Origin of the sequence: Kribbella sp. NPDC003557, from assembly GCF_040610805.1 — a bacterium.
Lineage (GTDB): Bacteria > Actinomycetota > Actinomycetes > Propionibacteriales > Kribbellaceae > Kribbella.
In genome coordinates this window covers 500696-519452 of record NZ_JBEXMY010000005.1, presented here as the reverse complement: position 1 = coordinate 519452, position 18757 = coordinate 500696, and the positions used below count along the sequence as shown (strand labels likewise).

The following is an 18757-nucleotide window of genomic DNA, read 5'->3' as shown; positions in this document are numbered from 1 at the left end:
GCACGGCGCAGGTCGGGCACGGCGCAGGTCGGGCACGGCGCAGGTCGGGCACGGCGCAGGTCGGGCACGGCGCAGGTCGGGCACGGCGCAGGTCGGGCACGGCGCAGGTCGGGTACGAGGTGCCGCAGTTTGGGCTGGGGCTCAGGGCTCGGTTAGCCAGGCGAGCATTTCGCCGCGGAGCCAGGTGCGGCCGATGCCGGTGGCGTGGAACGAGCTGTGGTTGAACACGCCCAGGCCGAGAATGCTGTGCCCGGAGGCTCGTCGGTCGCCGAATGTCGGGATGCCTGGCGCGACGCCGACCCCCTCGACCGACACCCACGCGACCGGCCGTCGCGTGGCCGCCTCGTCCAGGCGCTGCAGGAACCGCAACCGTCCCTCGAGATCCAGACCGGACAGCACCCAGGTCGTGATGACCACCGGCAGTACGCCGTCCGGCACCGCCGCGATCGCCTCTGGAAGGACCTCGACGACCTCGCCCCGCACCAGCACCGGGGGAGCGGCCGCTGCCAGCGCCAACTCCGCCTCGAGCCTCGCCCCACGGTCGACCTGATCAGGCGCCACACACGCCCGCAGCCAGCGCGCCTCGTCCGGGTCAGTCACATCAACCGGCTCAGCATCAACCACCACCCGAGCCACAACCTCCGGCATCGCGAGCGACGGCACCCGCCCATCACCCACAACCGATGCCGACACTTGAACCGCAGACCCCGGATCCCCCAACGACTGCCCGTTCCGGTACGCGATCCCCACCCGATCAGCCGTCAGATTCAGCCCAGCCGACCGCCCCACATCAATCAACCCAACCGACTCAGCACCCACCCGCCGAGCCACCTCAGCAACGGCCGGGTACACCAGGGCATGCCGCCCACCCTCATCCCCCAACACCTTCCGCCCGGAAGCAGCCGCCACCAAGGCTTCCCCCAACCGCCCCGCCACCTCCACAGCCACCCGACCGACATCCCCACCCGCATGAGCAAAGGCATTGGCCAGTTCAGGAGCCTGGCCGGAGAGGGCGAGGTAGTGGAGCGCGGCGAGGATCGCCGGTGGTCGCCGGCCGCGTGGCGGCGCGCTCTCGATGACCCGCAGCGCGTCGTCCGACTCACTCAGCGCAATCGCGATCTGCCCGTACACCGGTGAAATCTTCGGCGCGTCGACCTCACCGAACCGTCGATAGTCCTGCGCGACCGTACGCCCGCGGCCGCCACCCTTCGCGCTTCCAGCACTCGACTTCGGCATTCGAGCGAGTCTAGCCAGGCCTCCGCGGCTCCAGACCGAGCACGACCCAAACTTGGTGACTGCGTGGTGCGGGCAGGTACACCGACGGACCCGTAGCGCGGTTCGACGGATCTTTCGAGCACTTGTCGGAAGCCCATGAGCGTCTTCGTAGCCACTATGAGAGACCGGCAACGGGCAGGTCTCCCAACGCTCAGGAGATCAGAGATGCTCGCCACCCGCACCGCCTCACCCGTCACTTCCACCCCGCCCGCCGTCGGGCGTCGGCTGGGAAACGAGTTGCTGGAACCGCTGCACCTGGTCGCCTACATGTCCGACGAGCCGAACGAGGCGCTCCAGGCCCTCGGGTACGAGGGCTACTGGCCCGGATACTTCGCCGCGCGATCCGCCCCGCTGGGCCGGGTCCCGGCCGAGGTGGTGGACGCGCTCTTCTACAACTTCGCGCCCGGTGAAGTCGCCGCCTGTATCCCGACCTGCTGGGACGTCGCGACGCCCGAGGCCGCACTCGCGGCCCACCGCGAAGGCTGCGTCGCGGCACTACGACGCATCCTCGGCGACCTGGCCGACACGCCGGCAGTCGCTCGCGCCGCGGACCTCGCAACCCGCGCGGCGATGAACGCCCAGATGGAGGGCCGGATCCTGTACGCAGCCCTGCGGTCGCTCCCCGTGCCGGACGAGCCGCTCACCCGCCTGTGGCACGCGGCGACGCTGCTGCGCGAGCACCGCGGCAATGGCCATGTCGTGGCGCTGGTGTCCGAAGGCATCGACGGCCAGGAAGCCCACGTACTTCAGGCACTCGACTGGGGCGTGGCTCCGGCGGAGTACGGACGGCTCGACCCGCTCACGCCGGCCCAGCTCGAAGCGGTCGTGGACGGCCTGCGCGACCGCGGCCTCGTGGACGTAGATGCCAAGTTCACACCAGCCGGCCGGGCGACGCGCGACCGGATCGAGACCCTCACCGACGCGCTCGCCGCTCCCGCGTACGACTGCCTGGATCCGCACGAGATCGACCAGCTCACCGCAGACCTCGAACCCTTGGTCGAACGCATCACCACGGCCGGCTACTAGCCGAACCGTCCACGAGCCTGCACGTCACACGGCGCCGGCGACACACCATGAGGGATGGTGCGGTCTGGCGTAGCTGGTGTGGTGTTGGGTGATGGCAGTGACGTGGCGGTGCGGATCGAAGTCGGAGGTGGGCGTGGCCGGAGACGGAGTTGAAGCGGCAGTTGGCCGGTTGGTGGAGCTCTTGCTGGAACGTCGCGTGACGCTGGCCACGGCTGAGTCGTTGACCGGGGGGATGGTCGGGGCGGTTCTGACAGGCGTACCTGGGGTGTCGGCTGTGTATCGGGGTGGCGTGGTGGTGTACGCGACTGACCTGAAGGCCAAGCTCGCCGGCGTGCCGGAGGATCTGCTGGCCGCTGTGGGGCCGGTGCACCCTGACACGGCCGCCGCGTTGGCCACTGGCGTGCGGGAGCGTCTGGATGCGGACTACGGGCTCGCGACGACCGGTGTGGCGGGTCCGGACCCGCAGGCAGGTATCGAGGCCGGCACGGTGTACGTCGCGGCGGCCGGGCCGAGCTCGGTGCAGGTGCGGAAACTGCAGCTGAGCGGTGATCGGGCAGCCATTCGCCGGGGGAGTGTGCAGGCCGTCCTGGAACTCGGGGCCGAAGTTGTGACGGAAGATCTCGACTGAACGGGGTGTTGGGACCAGCATGGGGACAGGTAAGGCAGACTGGCACGGCGCACCGAAGGTGGACATTGCGAGAAGTAGTGACCCAGCAACAGGTACCGTTGGTTCCTACGGCCGAGCTACCGTGCGAGTAGGTTCGGCCGGACAGGCGGAAGGGAGAAACCTCATGGTGCTGGTTCGTGGCCTGCTGGGCGACGTGCTGCGGCGTAAGCGGCTGCGCCAGGGGCGCACTCTGCGCGAGGTCTCCGCCGACGCACGGGTCAGCCTCGGCTACCTGTCCGAGGTCGAGCGCGGTCAGAAGGAAGCTTCGAGCGAGCTGCTGGCGGCGATCTGCATGGCGCTGGATGTGCCGCTGTCGACCGTCTTCGCCGAGGTGAGCGAAGATCTGGCGCGCGAAGAGGCCCTGGTGCTGGCGCACCCGACCATCGAGACCGAGGTCGTCGCCTCCGCGGCCTGACCTGGTCACCGACCGCCTCCCCCGGGAGGCGGGCTACTGCTGGACGGCTGGATCAGAGCTATGCGGCCTGGCCACACCAGCTGCAGGGCCGGCAGCGGCGGCTGTCCGGGTTGCCTGAACATCGCATTGGCGGTGAACAGGTGCGAAGCCGAGTCGGGGAACCTGAGCAGCTCGGCCGTGTGCGGGGGCGGGAACAGGCTGGACAGGTCATCGCCCTCGTCGAACGCCGCGCCCTCCATCACCGCCCACGCGAGCGGCTTGAGCCCGAGATAGGCGTGGCAGGGCTCAGGCTCGAAGACGATGATCTCCGGATGCCGGTACAGGCTGAGGCCGAGCGTGTACCCGAAGGCCGGGTTCCGGTCGCCGTCGCCCTCGACGAATTGCATCGTCCAGCCGTAGGTCTGGATGTTCCGCTCGATCTGCCGCGAGTACCGCTCGTCGGTCAGACCACCGCACTGGTCGCACATCACCTTCTCCTTTCGCTCGAACATCTGTTCGATGCGTCAGAGAAGGTATCCGTGTTCTGTCCCGTCGCAGGACTTGTCCACAGGGCAATCTCGCGGCGGACGGGTCACGTCTCGGGCTGGCAGGCAGGGCACCAGTACGTGACTCGTTCCCGGGTCGGCTCGCCGAGCATCTCGGTGAGGATCGTCGTACCGCACCGGCGGCAGGGCTTGCCCGCGCGCTCGAACACCCATGAGCGCTGTCCCGGCCGGTCGACGCCGGTGCTGACCTGCGCGACGTTGCGCACGTTCGCTTTCATCAGCTTCCGGCTCAGGTCGACCGCGGCGGGGACGTCGACGTCCGCTACCGGGCGCCGCGGGTGCAGACCGAGCAGGAAGCAGACCTCGGTGCGGTAGAAGTTGCCGATCCCGGCAAGATTGCGTTGGTCCAGCAGGGCCTCGCTGATCGTGCGCCCCGGATCGGATTCGACGTTCGCGACCGCGGTCGCGCGGTCGAACGACGGCGACAGGAGATCGGGACCGAGATGCCCGACAATGCTGTCCTCCTTGTCGGTGGCGACCAGCTCGAGCACCGGAAGGCGGTATCCAACCGCGGTCCAGGTCTCCGTTTCGAGAACCGCGCGTATCTCGTGGCCGGGCCCGCCCCGCCATCGCTCACCGGGCCGGTACAGATGCCAGCTGCCGTCCATCCGGAAATGGCTGTGCACCGTGACCCCACCGGACAGCCGCATCAGGATGTGCTTGCCGCGCGCAACCACCTCCGACACTGTCCGTCCGCTCAGGTCGGTCGTCGCCAGCGACGGCACGCGGAAGTCCGTGCGCACGAGGACCTGTCCGGCAAGCGCCTGGTTCAGCCGCTTGCAGGCTCGCCAGACGGTGTCTCCTTCAGGCATGGCTCGCTACTTCACGCCCGGAGCCGCAGACCGCGTGGCGTCGCGTGGAAGCCGGCCTTGGCCAACGCGTCACCGAACGCCGTATGCCGGACCTGCTCGCCGTCCGCTGTCTCCACGCTGAGCTTGCCGAGCTGCCCGTCGCGGATCGACAAGGCCAACGCGTCGACGGCCGGCTGGAGCAGGTCGGGGTCCTCGGTGAAGCTCAGCACGGTCCGGCCGCCACGCTCGACGTACACAATCAGCTGTCCGTCGACCATCACGACCAGCGCGCCGGCCTTCCGGCCCGGTCGGTGTCCGCCCGCGCTTTCTCGCTCGGGCCAGGGCAACGCGGCGCCGTAGGGATTCGCCGGGTCGGACGCAGCCAGTACGACGGCGCGCGCGGTCAGCTCCTCGTCCTTACGGCCGCCGGCTCGTGAGGCGCCAGGCCGGAACGGACCCGGCGGACCAAACGATCCTTCAGATGTGGCCGGAGTCGGCAGTTCGGCGAGCGCCCGGAGCCGGTCGACGGCGCCAGGCAGCGCGAACTGTGCGGCGCCCAGCCCAGCGACGAAGTATCCGCGCCGGCACCGCCCGGACTCCTCGAACGCACTCAGCACCTTGTAGACGGCCGCGAACCCGCCGGGCGTCCGCTCGGTGATGACCGAACCTCGCGTCACGATGCCGTAGCGATCGAGCAGCGTCTCGGCCGCGGCATGTGCGCGCCGAGTCGCGTCGGAACTCCGGTCCGGGAGCAACGACCATCGTCCGCCCGCGGTAGGCGGACCACTGCGTGACGGCATCGCCGGTCGTCCGGGCCGAAGCGGACGTCCCGGACGCGCGCGTGGAGTGGCACGACGTGTCCGATGACTGCCCCGGCCACCGCCAACGAGCGATCGGACCGGCGTCAGGGTGTCGTTCGTCAGGTACCCCGCCCACACGAGGTCCCACAGAACGCTGACGAGCGCCTCGTCCTCGACCACCCCGGAGCGGGATCCGACGACATCGCTCAACTGCCGGAAGAAGAAGGCGCCGCCGCCGGACAACGCGTCGAGGACGGCCTGATGTGTCTCGCCGAGCTCGAAGGCCGGATCCGGGTCCGGCAACGTCAGGTCGCAGTTGTCCGCGAGATGCAGCGACACCCATCCGTCCGTCCCGGGCAGCGAACCCGAGCCGGCCCACACGACTTCACCGGTCGCCGTCAGCTCGTCCAACATCGACGGCTGATACCCGGGCACCCGCGAGGGCAGCACGATCGACTCGAGCGCCGACGCCGGGACCGCGCATCCCGCGAGTTGCTCGACCGCACCGAGAAGGACGTCGTACCCGCGACCGCGACTGCTCGTGATCCCTTGCCAAGCCGGCAGGAATCGGGCCAGCGCCGACGGATCGACCGGCTCGACCTCTTTGCGCAGGGCAGCGAGCGAGCGCCGGCGCAACAGGCGCAGCACCTCGCTGTCGCACCACTCGAGCGCGATCCCACCCGGGAGGAACTCGCCCTCGACGACTCGACCGGCCGCACTCAGCCGGCGCAGCGCGTCGGTGACGACCGCGACTCCGATCCCCAGATGCGTGGCGAGATCGATCGCGCGGAACGGTCCGTGTGTCCGCGCATACCGCGAGACGAGATCGCCGAGCGGATCGGCGACCGGCTCGGCATGCGCCTCCGCGACGCCAGGAGGCAGCGGCACACCGAGCGCGTCGCGCAAGCGCGCCACGTCCTCGACGACGGCCCACCTGTGCTCGCCCGCGATCCGCACCCGCACGACACGCCGCGCCGCGGCCAGCGACGTCAGCCAGGACTCCGCGTCCGAGCCGTCCACGCACCGCTGGGTTGCCTCCGGCAACGACAGTGGGCCGACGATCCGCAGTACGTCGAACAGTCCCTCGGCATCGCGCGCTCGACGGTCCTCGGCGAGACGTTGCAGCTCTGCCTCGGTCCGCAGCACGACCTCCGCGTCGAGCAGCTCCCGTAGCTCGGTCCGCCCCAACAGCTCCGCCAACAGGCTCTGATCCAGTGCGAGGGCGGCGGCGCGCTTCTCGGCGAGCGGACTGTCGCCCTCATACATGAAGGCGCCCACGTAGCCGAACAGCAAGGACTTCGCGAAGGGCGATGCCTCGGACGTCTCAACCTCGACTACCGAGATGCGGCGCTCCTCGATCCCGGTCAGCAGATCCTTCAAGGCCGGCAGGTCGTACACATCCTGCAGGACCTCACGCAGCGTCTCGAGCACGATCGGGAACGAGCCGAACTTGCTCGCCACGCTCAGCAGCTGCGACGCGCGCTGCCGCTGCTGCCACAACGGTGAGCGCCGCCCCGGATTGCGGCGTGGCAGCAACAACGCCCGCGCCGCACACTCCCGGAACCGCGCCGCGAACAACGCCGATCCGCCGACCTCGTTGGTGATCAGATCCTCGATGTCGGCCGGATCGAACAGGACCAGATCCGCACCCGGCGGCGCCTCATCGGTCTCCGGCAGTCGCAGCACGATCCCGTCGTCGCCGGACACCGACTGCGCGTCCATCCCGTACCGGTCCCGGAGTCGCGCGGCAATCGCCAGCGCCCACGGGCCGTGCACCTGACCGCCGTACGGCGAATGCACGCAGACCCGCCAGTCGCCGAGCTCGTCGCGGAACCGCTCGACGACGATCGTCACGTCGTCAGGCACGCGGCTGGTCGCGTCGCGCTGCTCGGCGAGATACGAGACCAGGTTGTTCGCGGCGAACTCGTCCAGGCCGGCTGTCCGCGCGCGCTCGACCGCCTTGGCTGCCGGCAACGACGCCATCTTGCGAACGAACGCCCCGGTCGCCGCGCCGAGCTCCGCCGGTCGCCCGACCGCATCGCCCTTCCAGAACGGCAACCTGCCCGGCTGCCCGGGCGCGGGGGAGACGAGCACCCGGTCGTGCGTGATGTCCTCGATCCGCCAGCTCGACGCGCCGAGCGTGAACACGTCGCCGACCCGTGACTCGTACACCATCTCCTCGTCGAGCTCGCCGACCCGGTGATTCGTCGACTCGCCGACCAGGAACACGCCGAACAGCCCGCGGTCCGGAATCGTCCCGCCGCTGGTCACCGCGAGCCGCTGCGCGCCCGGCCGGCCGGAGATCTCGCCGCTCACCCGGTCGAAGACGATCCGCGGTCGCAACTCCGCGAACTCGTCGGACGGATACCGGCCGGACAGCATGTCGAGCACACCGTCGAAGGCTGACCTCGGCAGCGTCGCGAACGGGGCGCAGCGGCGCACCAGAGCGAAGAGGTCGTCGACGTCGATGGGCTCGAGGGCGACGATCGAAACGATCTGCTGCGCGAGCACGTCGAGCGGGTTCGCGGGGATGTGCAGGCTCTCGATCAGCCCGTCCTGCATGCGCTGGACGACGACCGCGGTGTCGATCAGATCGCCGCGGAACTTGGGGAACAGCACGCCGCGGGACACGGCCCCGACCTGGTGACCAGCGCGTCCGACGCGCTGCAACCCGCTGGCGACCGACGGCGGCGCCTCGACCTGGATGACCAGATCCACGGCACCCATGTCGATACCGAGCTCGAGGCTGCTCGTCGCCACGACGCAGGGCAGCCGCCCGGACTTCAGGTCGGCCTCGATCAGGGCCCGCTGCTCCTTGCTGACCGAGCCGTGGTGAGCCCGCGCGATCAAGGGCGGCGCGGCAAGTGATCCGCCTGACTGCGCCATCAGCTGAGCCGGCGACCCGAGCTCGGGCAGCTCCAGCTCGGCACGCTCGGCGGCAATCTCGTTCAGCCGGGCCGTCAGGCGCTCGGCGAGACGGCGCGAGTTCGCGAAGACGATGGTGGAGCTGTGCCGGCTGATCAGGTCGAAGACCTGCTCCTCGACATGCGGCCAGATCGAGGCGTGCTGTTGCGGCCCGGCCGCGGACCCTGAGCTCTCCACCTCGGTCGCGGCCAGCTCGGCCATGTCCTCGACCGGGACGACGACGCTCAGATCCCATTGCTTCGTGAACTTGGGCTGCACGACCGTGACCGGCCGCTCGCCGCCGAGGAACCGTGCGACTTCTTCCACCGGCCGCACCGTCGCGGACAGGCCGATGCGCTGCGCAGGCTTCGGCAGCAGCGCGTCGAGCCGCTCGAGGGTCAAGGCCAGGTGCGCACCCCGCTTGGTCCCGGCGACCGCGTGCACTTCGTCGACGATGACGGTCTCGACTCCGCGCAGCGACTCCCGGCCTTGCGAGGTCAGTAGCAGGAACAGAGACTCCGGCGTCGTGATGAGTACGTCAGAGGGCCGCGACGCGAACCGTCGCCGCTCGGCGGCCGGGGTGTCTCCCGATCGCACCGCGACCTCGACGTCGATCGGCGCCTCGCCGAGCCGGCGCGCCGTCTCCCGGATGCCGATCAGCGGGGCCCGGAGGTTGCGCTCGACGTCGACGGCGAGCGCCTTCAGCGGTGACACGTAGAGAACCCGGCAGCGCAGCTTCGGGTCGGAGGGCGGCGGCGTCGTGGCCAGCCGGTCCAGAGCCCAGAGGAAGGCCGCCAGCGTCTTCCCGGAGCCAGTCGGGGCGACCACCAGCGCGTCCCGGCCCGCGGTGATGGCGTCCCACGCCTCGAGCTGGGCCGGGGTGGCCGCCTCGAAGACGTCGCCGAACCACGCCCGGGTCGCGGGCGAGAACCGGCTCAACGCGCTGGTTTTCTTCACGCCGACCATCTTGCCGGGTCCCGCCGACAGTTTTCACGAACCGTCCGGTCGCCCACCGTGAGCAGGCGCTTTCCGTCCGGTGCACCGGTTGTCCCCTTCGTCTGGAATGATCGGCGGCATGATGAACCGCGTACGTGCAGCCCTCGTCGTCGTGGCCTGCCTGGTCGCGCTGACCGGATGTGTCAAGCTCGACGCCGACCTGAAGGTCGGGTCGAACGAAACGGTCTCGGGCACGATGAAGATCGGCGTGGACAAGCAGCTGCTGCAGTCCAGCGGGCAGTCCCTCGACAAGGTCCGGCAGCAGATCGAGAGCAGCATCAAGTCGGGCGCCGCCGAGGGCGTCGAGTGCAAGTCGTACGAGGACGACAAGTACGTCGGCTCGGACTGCTCGTTCAAGAACGTGCCGTTCGACAAGATGGGCAGCTCGAGCGGTGACGGCGTCAGCTTCACCAAGGACGGCGACAAGGTCACGGTGACGGTCAAGGCCAGCAACCTGGGCAGCAACCTGCCGTCCGGTGGCAGCCAGCCGGACGTGAACTTCAAGATCACCATGCCGGGCAAGATCCTCGAGCACGACAGCGGCGCGCAGGTCAGCGGCCGGACGGCGACCTACGACAGCATCGACAAGCTGGGGAAGATCTCGCTGACCTCCGAGGCCGGCGGCGGGTTCCCCATGTGGGCGCTGATCCTGATCATCGTGCTGGTGCTGCTGGCGATCGCGGCGGTCGTGTTCTTCGTCCTGCGCAGCCGGAAGGCGAAGGGGCAGCAGGGCTACGGCCAGCAGTTCCCGGGGCAGTATCCGGGCCAGCCTGGTCAGTACGGCGGCCAGGGCCAGTACCCGGGGCAGCCCGGCTACGGCCAGCAGCAGTACGGTCAGCCCGGCCAGCAGCAGTACCCGGGTCAGCCTGGGCAGTACGGCGGTCAGCAAGGTCAGCCAGGTCAGTACGGCGGGCAGCCGGGCCAGTACGGCGGGCAGCCGGGACAGTATCCGGGCCAGCCGCAGCAGGGGCAGCCAGGTCAGGGTCAGCCGCCGTACGGCGGTCAGCAGGGACAGCCTGGTCCGCAGCAGTACCCTGGGCAGCCTCAGCAGGGGCAGGGGCAGTGGGGCTCGCAGCCGCCGCAGCAGCAGGGGCCTGGTGGTTGGGGCCAGCAGCCCGGGCACGGTCAGCAGCAGCCCGGTCAGCCGCAGCAGGGTTCGCCCTACGGCCAGCAGCCGCCGCAGCAGGGCGGTTGGAGCCAGCCTCCGAAGGACGACGACGGGCAGGCATGAGACTGACGGAATTCTGGGCGCGGATGGATCACCATCTCGGGCCCGCGTATGCACGGACCTGGGCAGAGACCCAGGTGGTTCAGGAGCTCGGCGGCCGCACGGTCGTCGAGGCCCTGGCCGACGGTGAGGCCGCCAAAGTGGTGTGGCGAGCCGTGTGGGCGCACCTCAACCTTCCGCCCAGTGAGCGCTGATGCTCAGAGCAACAACCCGGGCCGCCCCGCTAGACCGTCCAGCCGGTGCGGGCGGCCCACTCCTCGGCCGGTAGATAGACGAGATCGCAGACCGGGTCCTTCAGGTCGGTGTAGTCGCCGGTCTCGAGCCGGAGCGCGGCGGCGTGCCGCTTGAAGTTGGCGTACGCGCGTGCCGTGTCCGGATGGTCGCGCAGGTAGTCGCGGAACAGCAGCGCGTACCGCTGGTTGGCCCGGCCGGCCACCCGGACGTGCAGATTCACCCGCCGCCGGTACATCGGCTCGACCAGCATGCGCTTCACCCAGTGCATGTCGTCCGCGGGCAGACCTGGCACCGGATGGTCGCGTCGCGGCGAGCGGAGTTCCCAGTCCGCCGCGACCATCCGCTCCGCCACGTCGTCCAGCTCGGGCTCCGTGGCCACCGTCACCTGGATGTCGAGGACGTCCTTGGCCGGCAAGCCGGGCACCGAGGTGGAGCCGATGTGGTCGATCCGCTGGACCAGCTCGCCGAGCTGTCCACGGATCGCGTGCGCGGTCTTCTCGTACTGCGCGGGCCACGTCTCGTCCGGCGGCACGATGACGATCTCGTTCATGCGCAGATCATCCCAAGCCGGCGCGGGCCCGGGATAGCGTCAGACGACCGGTTTGACCCGGAACTCGCTACTGATGAGCAGGTCCGCGGCCTCGTACGCCGCCTTCTTGATCCCCTTGCGCTCGTCGAAGAAGCCGCCGACCACACCGACGCCAGGGAGCTTCCCGACGAATCGGGCTCCCAGACTGCCGCGCGGACGCTCCTCGAACACCTCGCTGAGCCCACCGAACAGCTTGCTGAGCCGCCAGACCAGCCGCACGCCCTTGCGCAGCCCCATGTCCTTCGACACCTCGTCCAGGCCCAGCTGCTCCGTGACGTCCTTGCCGGCGACATCCGGGTCGTCGTACTTGAGGACGTCGTCCGGTGTGATCGGGCGGTCGGTGAGTACCCGGATGATGATCGACGTACGGTCGGCGTGCGCCTCCACGCCGTACTCGCGGCAGACCGCGCCGATCACCATGGCCTGCACCGCCGCGCCGAGGGTGTCCTTCATCGGCAGCCGGTCCGCTGCCGCGCCGCTGAGCCGGGGGAGACCGGCGACGACCGCGGCGAACCCGCCCAGCCGTTCGACCCACCAGTCGCAGCGCTCGGCCAGCGGGAGCGTCGGCCACTCCTCGTGGCCCGGCACCTTCATCTGCAGCAGCCGGTCGATCGCGAGGATCAGCCCCTTCTCCGCCAGGTTGGGCTTCTCCTGGTCGGAGTACTCGCTGAGGAAGCTGCGGATGCCGAACGGGTCCTGCGATTGGAGCGCGTCGAGCACGATGTCGATCCCGAGTTCCACCCGGCTGATCGCGAGGACCAGGGCGGAATCGGGTACGTCGGGACGGTCTGTCACGCCCGCAAGAGTAGGGATCGGCTGGGTCAGGACGGCTGCTCCGGCAGGTATCGGCGTGTCAGTTGTGATTCGAACACGTGTTCGGGATACTTTGGTGCTCGGAAGGTGGCTGGGGCGGCTGGGTTGTCCACAGATTCGAAGTGGCTGCGAAAACTGTCCGTGGTGCCGAATACCTTCTCTGGCGACAACGAAGTTCCTTCGGGCGGCCGGCCGGCGGCCCCGGATTATCAGATGGGTCAGGTGGCAGTCACATGGCGGGTGCAGCGAGTGCGGAGCGCGCGGTGGCCGATCGCGAGAAGGCGCTTGCGACCGCGCTGACGCAGATCGAGCGGCAGTGCGGCAAGGGTGCGGTGATGCGCCTGGGTGAGCAGGGCAAGGCGCCGATCGAGATCATTCCGACCGGCTCGATCGCGCTCGACATCGCGCTCGGGATCGGCGGTCTGCCACGCGGCCGCGTGGTGGAGATCTACGGCCCGGAATCCTCCGGTAAGACGACGGTCGCCCTGCACGCGGTCGCGAACGCGCAGCGGGCCGGCGGCATCGCGGCCTTCATCGACGCCGAGCACGCCCTCGACCCGGAGTATGCGCGAAAGCTCGGTGTCGACACCGACGCGCTGCTGGTCTCGCAGCCGGACTCCGGTGAGCAGGCCCTGGAGATCGCCGACATGCTGGTCCGCTCCGGCGCGATCGACATCGTCGTGATCGACTCCGTGGCCGCGCTGGTGCCGCGCGCCGAGATCGAGGGCGAGATGGGCGACAGCCACGTCGGTCTGCAGGCCCGGCTGATGAGCCAGGCGCTGCGGAAGATGACCGGTGCGGTCAACGGCACCGGGACGACGGCGATCTTCATCAACCAGCTGCGCGAGAAGATCGGCGTGATGTTCGGTTCGCCGGAGACCACGACCGGTGGTCGCGCGCTGAAGTTCTACGCGTCGGTGCGGCTGGACGTTCGCCGGATCGAGTCGCTGAAGGACGGCACCGACGTGGTCGGCAACCGGACCCGCGTCAAGGTCGTGAAGAACAAGGTGGCCCCGCCGTTCAAGCAGGCCGAGTTCGACATCATCTACGGCCAGGGCATCAGCCGCGAGGGCAGCCTGCTCGACCTCGGTGTGGAGCAGGGCTTCGTCCGCAAGGCCGGCGCCTGGTTCACCTACGAGAGCGACCAGCTCGGTCAGGGCCGGGAGAACGCGCGGAACTTCCTGCGCGACAACCCCGATCTGGCCAACGAGCTGGAGAAGAAGATCAAGGAGAAGATGGGCATCGGCCCGACCCTTGACCAGCCGGCCGACGAGGCCGCCAAGGCCGAGGTAGATGTCGACTTCTGATCGACCCTCCGCGGGCGGCAGCGTTCCCCGGCAGTCACAGACTGCCGACGACGCTGCCCCCGCGGCGCTGTCTCTACCCCACGACGAACGCCTCGCCCTGGCCCGTAAACTCCTGGCCGATGGCGTGACCGCGTCCGCGCAGACAGGTAGCTCCGCCGAGCGCGCGTCGTACCGGCGTACGTCGGCCCGCCGGGTGTCCGCGGAGCGTGACAGGTCGGAGCCTTCGCCGGACGATTCCCGGCCGGGCCGCGGCGGTGACACAGCAGCTGATGCAGGCGAATCCTCGTCCGCGAGCTCGAGGCGAGGGAACACACGTCGCACGCGCGGTCGTGGCGTGAGGTCTGCCAACGCGTGGGACGACTCCGACGACTTCCTCGACAGCGGCGAGACGGAACGCAGCACGGGCCGACGCACCGGCTCCATCAGGCGAACTGCCGGCACGGTCGACCCCTGGGACGAGCCCTCAACCACCGACTCCCGCGATTCAGGCGGACGGCGATCTCGCCAGCGATCCATCCAGCCGGAGTCCGAGGCTGAATCACCGGCCCGACGCGGTACGTCGCGGCCGGATTCCGAGCCGCAGCCTCCATCGCCGGCCCGACGCGGTTCGCTGCGGCGGTCTGCCGACCCGAATCCGATCGACCCATGGGGCGACGAAGACCAGCGCCCCGCTCAGACATTCAAGGCGCAGGCCGCCGCACGCCAGGCCGAAGCCCAAGCCTTCGCCGACGACACCCCGGCGCCCCAGCCACGCACCGCCCGCGAGACACCGACGCGGCCCAACACCGCCGAAGACCCAGCATCACCTCCGCCCCCGGACGAACTGTCGGCCCCAGCCTCCCGCAACAACCACGGGAAGCCCGCCGCCTTCGACCCCTGGGCAGACCCACCCGACAACACCACCCGAACCTCCGCCAACAACCACCCAGCACCACCCGACCCACCCGCCTCAGCCAAGCGAGACCCGAGTACGACGGACGCATCTGCGGTCGGGCGGAGCTCAGATATAGCGGATGCGCCTGCGGTCGGGCGAGGCTCGAGTGCGGCGGATGCACCCGCTGTCGGGCGAGGCTCGAGTACTGCGGATGCACCCGCTGTCGAGCGGGGCTCGAGTACTGCGGATGCACCCGCTGTCGAGCGGGGCTCGAGTACTGCGGATGCACCCGCTGTCGAGCGGGGCTCGAGTACTGCAGATGCATCTGTGGTCGGGCGGCGCTCGAGTACAGCGGACGCGCCTGCGGCCGAGCCGGAGTCAGAGGCGGCACCTGCAGGCGACCGTCTGTCGGGCTCAGTCGGTGCGCACGCTGAAGGTGTCGGGTCTGGCTCGGGCTATGACCCGTGGTCGGATCTGGCCGATGCCTCAGGTGAGGAGCGGCGTTCAGGCGGTACAGCTGCCGAATCTGTCCGGCGAGACTCGACCGACGGATCTGCTGATGATCCCTGGGCGGACCTGGCTGATGCGTCTGCTGGCGAGTCACCGACTGCCGCTGCGAACCCCGCATCGCGTGGTTCAACAGACCGTGCCGAGCGATCTCGCGCCAGCGGAGCCAGGGCGGTCAGCGCAGCCAGGGCGGCGTCTAGCGGGGTAGCCGACACATCCGGAAAGACGTCGACTGAGTCACGCCGCCAGGCATCGACCGAGTCGCGTGACCAGGCAGGTGTCGAGTCGGGTGACCAGGTGTCCGGCGGAGCGCATGGCCAGGGGGCTGCCGCGTCGCGTCGCGAGGCGGCTGTGGAGTCGCGTGACCGGGCGTCTGGCGGAGCGCGTGGCCAGGGGGCTGCTGGGGCGCGTCGTGAGGCGGCTGTTGAGGCGCGCGACCAGGTGCCCGGCGAAGAGCGTGATTGGGCGTCTGCTGGGTCGCGTCGCGAGGCAGGTGTCGAGGCGCGTGATCAGGTGTCCGGCGAGGCGGGCGATCAGGTATCTGCTGGGTCGCGGCGCCAGGCGCCGAACGCGGGGAGGCGTGAGGCGGGAGCCGGGGAGCGGCGGGGGTTGGCTCGGCGGCGGGTTGGTGGGGGGTTTGGGCGGCGGGGGAAGCGGTCTGTGGGGGACGAGCCTGAGGGGACGGGGGATCCGCAGCTTGATGGGGAGGCGGGGGATCCGTACTCGGTGGCGCGGACGATTTTGCTGGACAAGCTGACGGGGCAGCCGCGTACGCGAGCGGAGTTGGCCGATGTACTTGCTGAGCGGGACATTCCGGATGAGGTGGCCGATGAGGTGCTGGATCGGTTCACCGAGGTCGGGTTGATCGATGACGCGGCGTTCGCGAACGCGTGGGTGGAGTCGCGGCATCGCGGACGCGGGCTGGGGAAGCGCGCGCTGGCGCAGGAGCTGCGGCGGCGCGGGGTGGACGACCAGTTGGCGCGGGATGCGCTCGAGGAGCTGGATCCTGAGCAGGAGGAGCAGACGGCTCGCGAGCTGGTACGGCGGAAGCTGCGGTCGATGCGTTCGCTCGATCGGCAGGTGGCGATACGGCGGCTGGTCGGGATGCTTGCGCGCAAGGGGTATTCGGGCGGTCTCTCGATGAGCATCGTCAAACAAGAACTCGATGCCAGCCACGAGGAGTTCCCGCTCCTCGACTCCTCCGGCCTCGAACCCGAATAAGTCCGTCAAACGTGGGCCGGCTACCCAAGCTGCGCGGCACCTTCGTGGTCGACCCATCAAGCTCGCGACTCGGGGTGGGCAGCGGGTTGGGTGTGGGCGCGCGTTGTTGGATTGTCGGGACTGGGCTGGACTGGGCGGGACTGGGCTGGGTTGGGCTGGACTGGGCTGGGCTGGACTGGGTTGGGCTGGACTGGGTTGGGCTGGACTGGGTTGGGCTGGACTGGGTTGGGCTGGACTGGGTTGGGCTGGGGGCGGTGTGAGTGGTGGAGGTGTGGTGAATGGGTGCGTTGGGGCGTGGGGTGGTTGTCCGGGGTGGGGTCGCGGGAGATCAGGCGGGGATTCGGCGGTTGTTGGGGGAACTGCATGGCGAGGCAGCGGGCTCGGTGAGTTTGCCGGTTGTGCGGCAGGACGCGCGGACGTTTGTTGCTGTTGAGGGTGATGCGGTGGTCGGCGTCGTGGTGGGGACGTTCGTGGATTACGGGCACGAGCCGTACGGGATGGTTGAAGAGTTGGTCGTCGCGCCGGAGTGGCGTGGGGCGGGGACCGGTGCGGCATTGCTGGGTGAATGCCGGGAGTGGTTGGCAGCTTCGGGGGCGGAAGTGGTGTTCGTGTCGGCGGTCGATCAGGAGGCTGCCGAGTTCTACGTGCGGGCCGGGTTCAACCGGTGCGTCGGGCCGTGGTTGTGGGCCGGGAGCGGCACCGGGCGGGAGTAGCGTCGGCGGTATGACGAGCCTGGGTGATGTGGAGCGGTTGGTCTCGGCGCTGCCGGAGACCGAGGAGGCCACTCGGCATGGGATGCGGACGTGGAAGGTCGGGGGGAAGGCGTACGCGTGGGAGCGGCCGTTCAGCAAAGCGGACGTGAAGCGGTTCGGGGACGAGACGCCGCCGGACGGGCCGATTCTCGCGCTGGCCGTCGAGGATCTCGCGGAGAAGGAAGCCGTGCTCGCGGCGCGGGCGGGGGACGGGTTCTTCACGATTCCGCATTTCAACGGGTACGCCGCGGTGCTGGTGCAGCTGGAACGGGTGCCCGAGGCTGTGCTGGAGGAGGCGTTGCTGGACGCGTGGTTGGTGCATGCGCCGGCCGGGGTTGCCAAGGCCCATCTCGACGGTCGCTAGACGGCCGTACGGCGTTTGCGGGGTGTCGGGCGGGCCGGGTGTCACGGAGGGTGACGGGTGTTCCGGGGGTGGGCTGCGGCGAGGGGCGTTGACGGGTGCGGCGTGACGGTGTGTTATCCGAAGTAGGGCTGGTATTTGGGCCGGTCCGTAGGCTGGGATTTTCCGTCGATCCGCCCCAGACACCGCGGAGGGTGCAATGAACGATTTTCAGGAACAGGCGAAGAACTGGCTCCGGAATGTCGTCAAGCAGAACCCGGACAAGATCAAAGCCGGAGTTGAGAAAGCCGGCGATCTGATCGACAAGCAGACCGGCGGAAAGTACGCGGACAAGGTCGATTCGGTGCAGGAGAAGGTCGGCGGCTTCGTCGACAAGCAGAACGCCGGAGATGCGCCTGGTCAGGCGGAGTCCGCCGAGACTCCTCAGTCCACGTCGCAGGCTGAGACGGCGCCTGGATCTGCTCCCGGCACGTCGGCCGGGGCCTCGGCGGGCACTGCTGGGCCGTCAACAGCCGGCACGGCCGACGGCGCGACGGGCACCCAGCAGGGCGGCACCAACAGCTAACGAACGGCGCAGGCAGCGGGCCTAACGGCAGCACGGGACGCGCGTCCCCCGGCAACTTGAGCGGAAGCACCAGAAGCGTGCAGGGGGTAGCTCGCGCGCCGGGATCGAAAGCGTGCAGGCGGTAGGGCCCGCGGCCGCGACCTACAGTCGCGAAGCTGGCGACGCGAGGTCGCGCGGGGCGGGGTCAGGCCGGCGCGGGTGGGGGCCAGGCTGGCGGGGTGGTGCGGCCAGGCCGGCGCGGGTGGCGGGGCTTGTGTGCCTTTGCCTGGGGTGGCGGGGGTTTGGAGTGAGCGGGTGCGCCTGAGGACGCAGGCCAGCGGCCGTCCCAGTGGTTGCCTCTGCGCGCGGGCTAGCCATCTCCGCAGATGGCAAGGGCCCGCGCCCCCGACCTGCGGTCGCCGAGCAGACGACCTGTGGTTGGGAATCCAACGACCTGTGGTGAGGGCCTGGCCGACGTGTGGTGGGGGTGCGGCCGCGACCTGCGGTCGCGAAGCAGCCTGCCTGCGGTTGCTGAGTAGACGACCTGTGGGTCGGGAAGCCGACGGCCTGCGGTGAGGGCCTGGCCGGCCTGTGGTGGGGGCGTGGTTGGCGTGCGGTTGTGGAGTTGGTGGCTTGGGGGCGATTGGAGGTGGGGGCTGCGGTGGCGCGGGGTGGGGGGCTTGCCCGGTTAAGTGGGGAGGGGTAGACCACGGTGGGGAGTGGTCTGGGTGGGATCGGGGTGGGGGCGTGTGAGTGTCCGTCTTGACCGGCGTGGGGGGCGCGCCTAGCCTCGGCATCAGGAAGGGATGACACCACCGTCTTGGTGGCGGATATAAGAACGGCCGGCTGGTGGAAGTGCCGATCGGCCGGGAAAACGCAACCACGCTCGACCGAGCTGAAGGAAGGAC

General features: G+C 69.6%; 16 protein-coding genes. 10 read left to right on the top strand and 6 right to left on the bottom strand.

Annotation, left to right across the window (positions count from 1 at the left end; translation table 11 throughout):
- Nucleotides 1–141 precede the first annotated feature (141 nt).
- Complete coding sequence (locus tag ABZW60_RS23110; RefSeq protein ID WP_355479917.1) at nucleotides 142–1236, bottom strand: DUF2332 domain-containing protein; 1095 nt, start codon at nucleotides 1234–1236, stop codon at nucleotides 142–144.
- A 204-nt stretch (nucleotides 1237–1440) separates the two neighbouring features.
- Between ABZW60_RS23110 and ABZW60_RS23105 the strand changes: the two genes are divergently transcribed.
- The 3 genes from ABZW60_RS23105 (at nucleotide 1441) to ABZW60_RS23095 (ending at nucleotide 3383) form a co-directional block, all read left to right on the top strand.
- Nucleotides 1441–2301 carry a MarR family transcriptional regulator gene (locus ABZW60_RS23105; RefSeq protein ID WP_355479915.1) on the top strand — a complete coding sequence of 287 codons (861 nt, stop codon included), beginning with the start codon at nucleotides 1441–1443 and terminating at the stop codon, nucleotides 2299–2301.
- Nucleotides 2302–2392: 91 nt separating this feature from the next.
- Nucleotides 2393–2929 (top strand): CinA family protein, encoded by a 537-nt coding sequence (locus ABZW60_RS23100; RefSeq protein ID WP_355479914.1) that lies wholly within the window; start codon nucleotides 2393–2395, stop codon nucleotides 2927–2929.
- 163 nt (nucleotides 2930–3092) lie between these two features.
- Complete coding sequence (locus ABZW60_RS23095) at nucleotides 3093–3383, top strand: helix-turn-helix transcriptional regulator (RefSeq protein ID WP_355479912.1); 291 nt, start codon at nucleotides 3093–3095, stop codon at nucleotides 3381–3383.
- A gap of 5 nt (nucleotides 3384–3388) precedes the next feature.
- On the opposite strand, the gene ABZW60_RS23090 is transcribed toward ABZW60_RS23095, so the two are convergent.
- From ABZW60_RS23090 to ABZW60_RS23080, 3 genes are all read right to left on the bottom strand, one after another.
- A complete protein-coding gene (locus ABZW60_RS23090; protein WP_355479910.1) occupies nucleotides 3389–3874 on the bottom strand; it encodes a DUF4262 domain-containing protein in 486 nt (161 codons plus the stop codon).
- An 80-nt stretch (nucleotides 3875–3954) separates the two neighbouring features.
- On the bottom strand, nucleotides 3955–4740 hold the full coding sequence (locus ABZW60_RS23085) for a DNA-formamidopyrimidine glycosylase family protein (protein ID WP_355479908.1): 786 nt from the start codon (nucleotides 4738–4740) through the stop codon (nucleotides 3955–3957).
- Nucleotides 4741–4751: 11 nt separating this feature from the next.
- Nucleotides 4752–9389, bottom strand: a complete 4638-nt coding sequence (locus ABZW60_RS23080) for an ATP-dependent helicase (protein WP_355479906.1) — start codon at nucleotides 9387–9389, stop codon at nucleotides 4752–4754.
- A 109-nt stretch (nucleotides 9390–9498) separates the two neighbouring features.
- Between ABZW60_RS23080 and ABZW60_RS23075 the strand changes: the two genes are divergently transcribed.
- Together ABZW60_RS23075 and ABZW60_RS23070 are read left to right on the top strand one after the other, a co-directional pair.
- On the top strand, nucleotides 9499–10650 hold the full coding sequence (locus ABZW60_RS23075; protein WP_355479904.1) for a hypothetical protein: 1152 nt from the start codon (nucleotides 9499–9501) through the stop codon (nucleotides 10648–10650).
- Nucleotides 10647–10841 (top strand): DUF3046 domain-containing protein, encoded by a 195-nt coding sequence (locus ABZW60_RS23070; RefSeq protein ID WP_355479902.1) that lies wholly within the window; start codon nucleotides 10647–10649, stop codon nucleotides 10839–10841. The genes ABZW60_RS23075 and ABZW60_RS23070 overlap by 4 nt, the downstream gene beginning before the upstream one ends.
- Before the next feature lie 29 nt (nucleotides 10842–10870).
- Here the strand turns inward: ABZW60_RS23070 and ABZW60_RS23065 are convergent, their stop codons facing one another.
- On the bottom strand, nucleotides 10871–11431 hold the full coding sequence (locus tag ABZW60_RS23065) for a GrpB family protein (RefSeq protein ID WP_355479900.1): 561 nt from the start codon (nucleotides 11429–11431) through the stop codon (nucleotides 10871–10873).
- A gap of 39 nt (nucleotides 11432–11470) precedes the next feature.
- Nucleotides 11471–12265: a hypothetical protein gene (locus ABZW60_RS23060; RefSeq protein ID WP_355479898.1), complete on the bottom strand. Its 795-nt coding sequence runs from the start codon at nucleotides 12263–12265 to the stop codon at nucleotides 11471–11473.
- A gap of 251 nt (nucleotides 12266–12516) precedes the next feature.
- Here ABZW60_RS23060 and recA point away from each other — a divergent pair, with 251 nt between their 5' ends.
- From recA to ABZW60_RS23035, 5 genes are all read left to right on the top strand, one after another.
- Entirely contained in the window at nucleotides 12517–13590 is a 1074-nt protein-coding gene (recA, locus tag ABZW60_RS23055; RefSeq protein WP_355479897.1) for a recombinase RecA, read from the top strand.
- Between the two features lie 2041 nt (nucleotides 13591–15631).
- On the top strand, nucleotides 15632–16192 hold the full coding sequence (locus ABZW60_RS23050) for a regulatory protein RecX (protein WP_355479895.1): 561 nt from the start codon (nucleotides 15632–15634) through the stop codon (nucleotides 16190–16192).
- 383 nt (nucleotides 16193–16575) lie between these two features.
- On the top strand, nucleotides 16576–16905 hold the full coding sequence (locus ABZW60_RS23045; protein ID WP_355479893.1) for a GNAT family N-acetyltransferase: 330 nt from the start codon (nucleotides 16576–16578) through the stop codon (nucleotides 16903–16905).
- A gap of 10 nt (nucleotides 16906–16915) precedes the next feature.
- Entirely contained in the window at nucleotides 16916–17308 is a 393-nt protein-coding gene (locus tag ABZW60_RS23040) for an MmcQ/YjbR family DNA-binding protein (RefSeq protein ID WP_355479891.1), read from the top strand.
- A 196-nt stretch (nucleotides 17309–17504) separates the two neighbouring features.
- Nucleotides 17505–17870: an antitoxin gene (locus ABZW60_RS23035; protein ID WP_355479889.1), complete on the top strand. Its 366-nt coding sequence runs from the start codon at nucleotides 17505–17507 to the stop codon at nucleotides 17868–17870.
- Nucleotides 17871–18757: the final 887 nt, after the last annotated feature.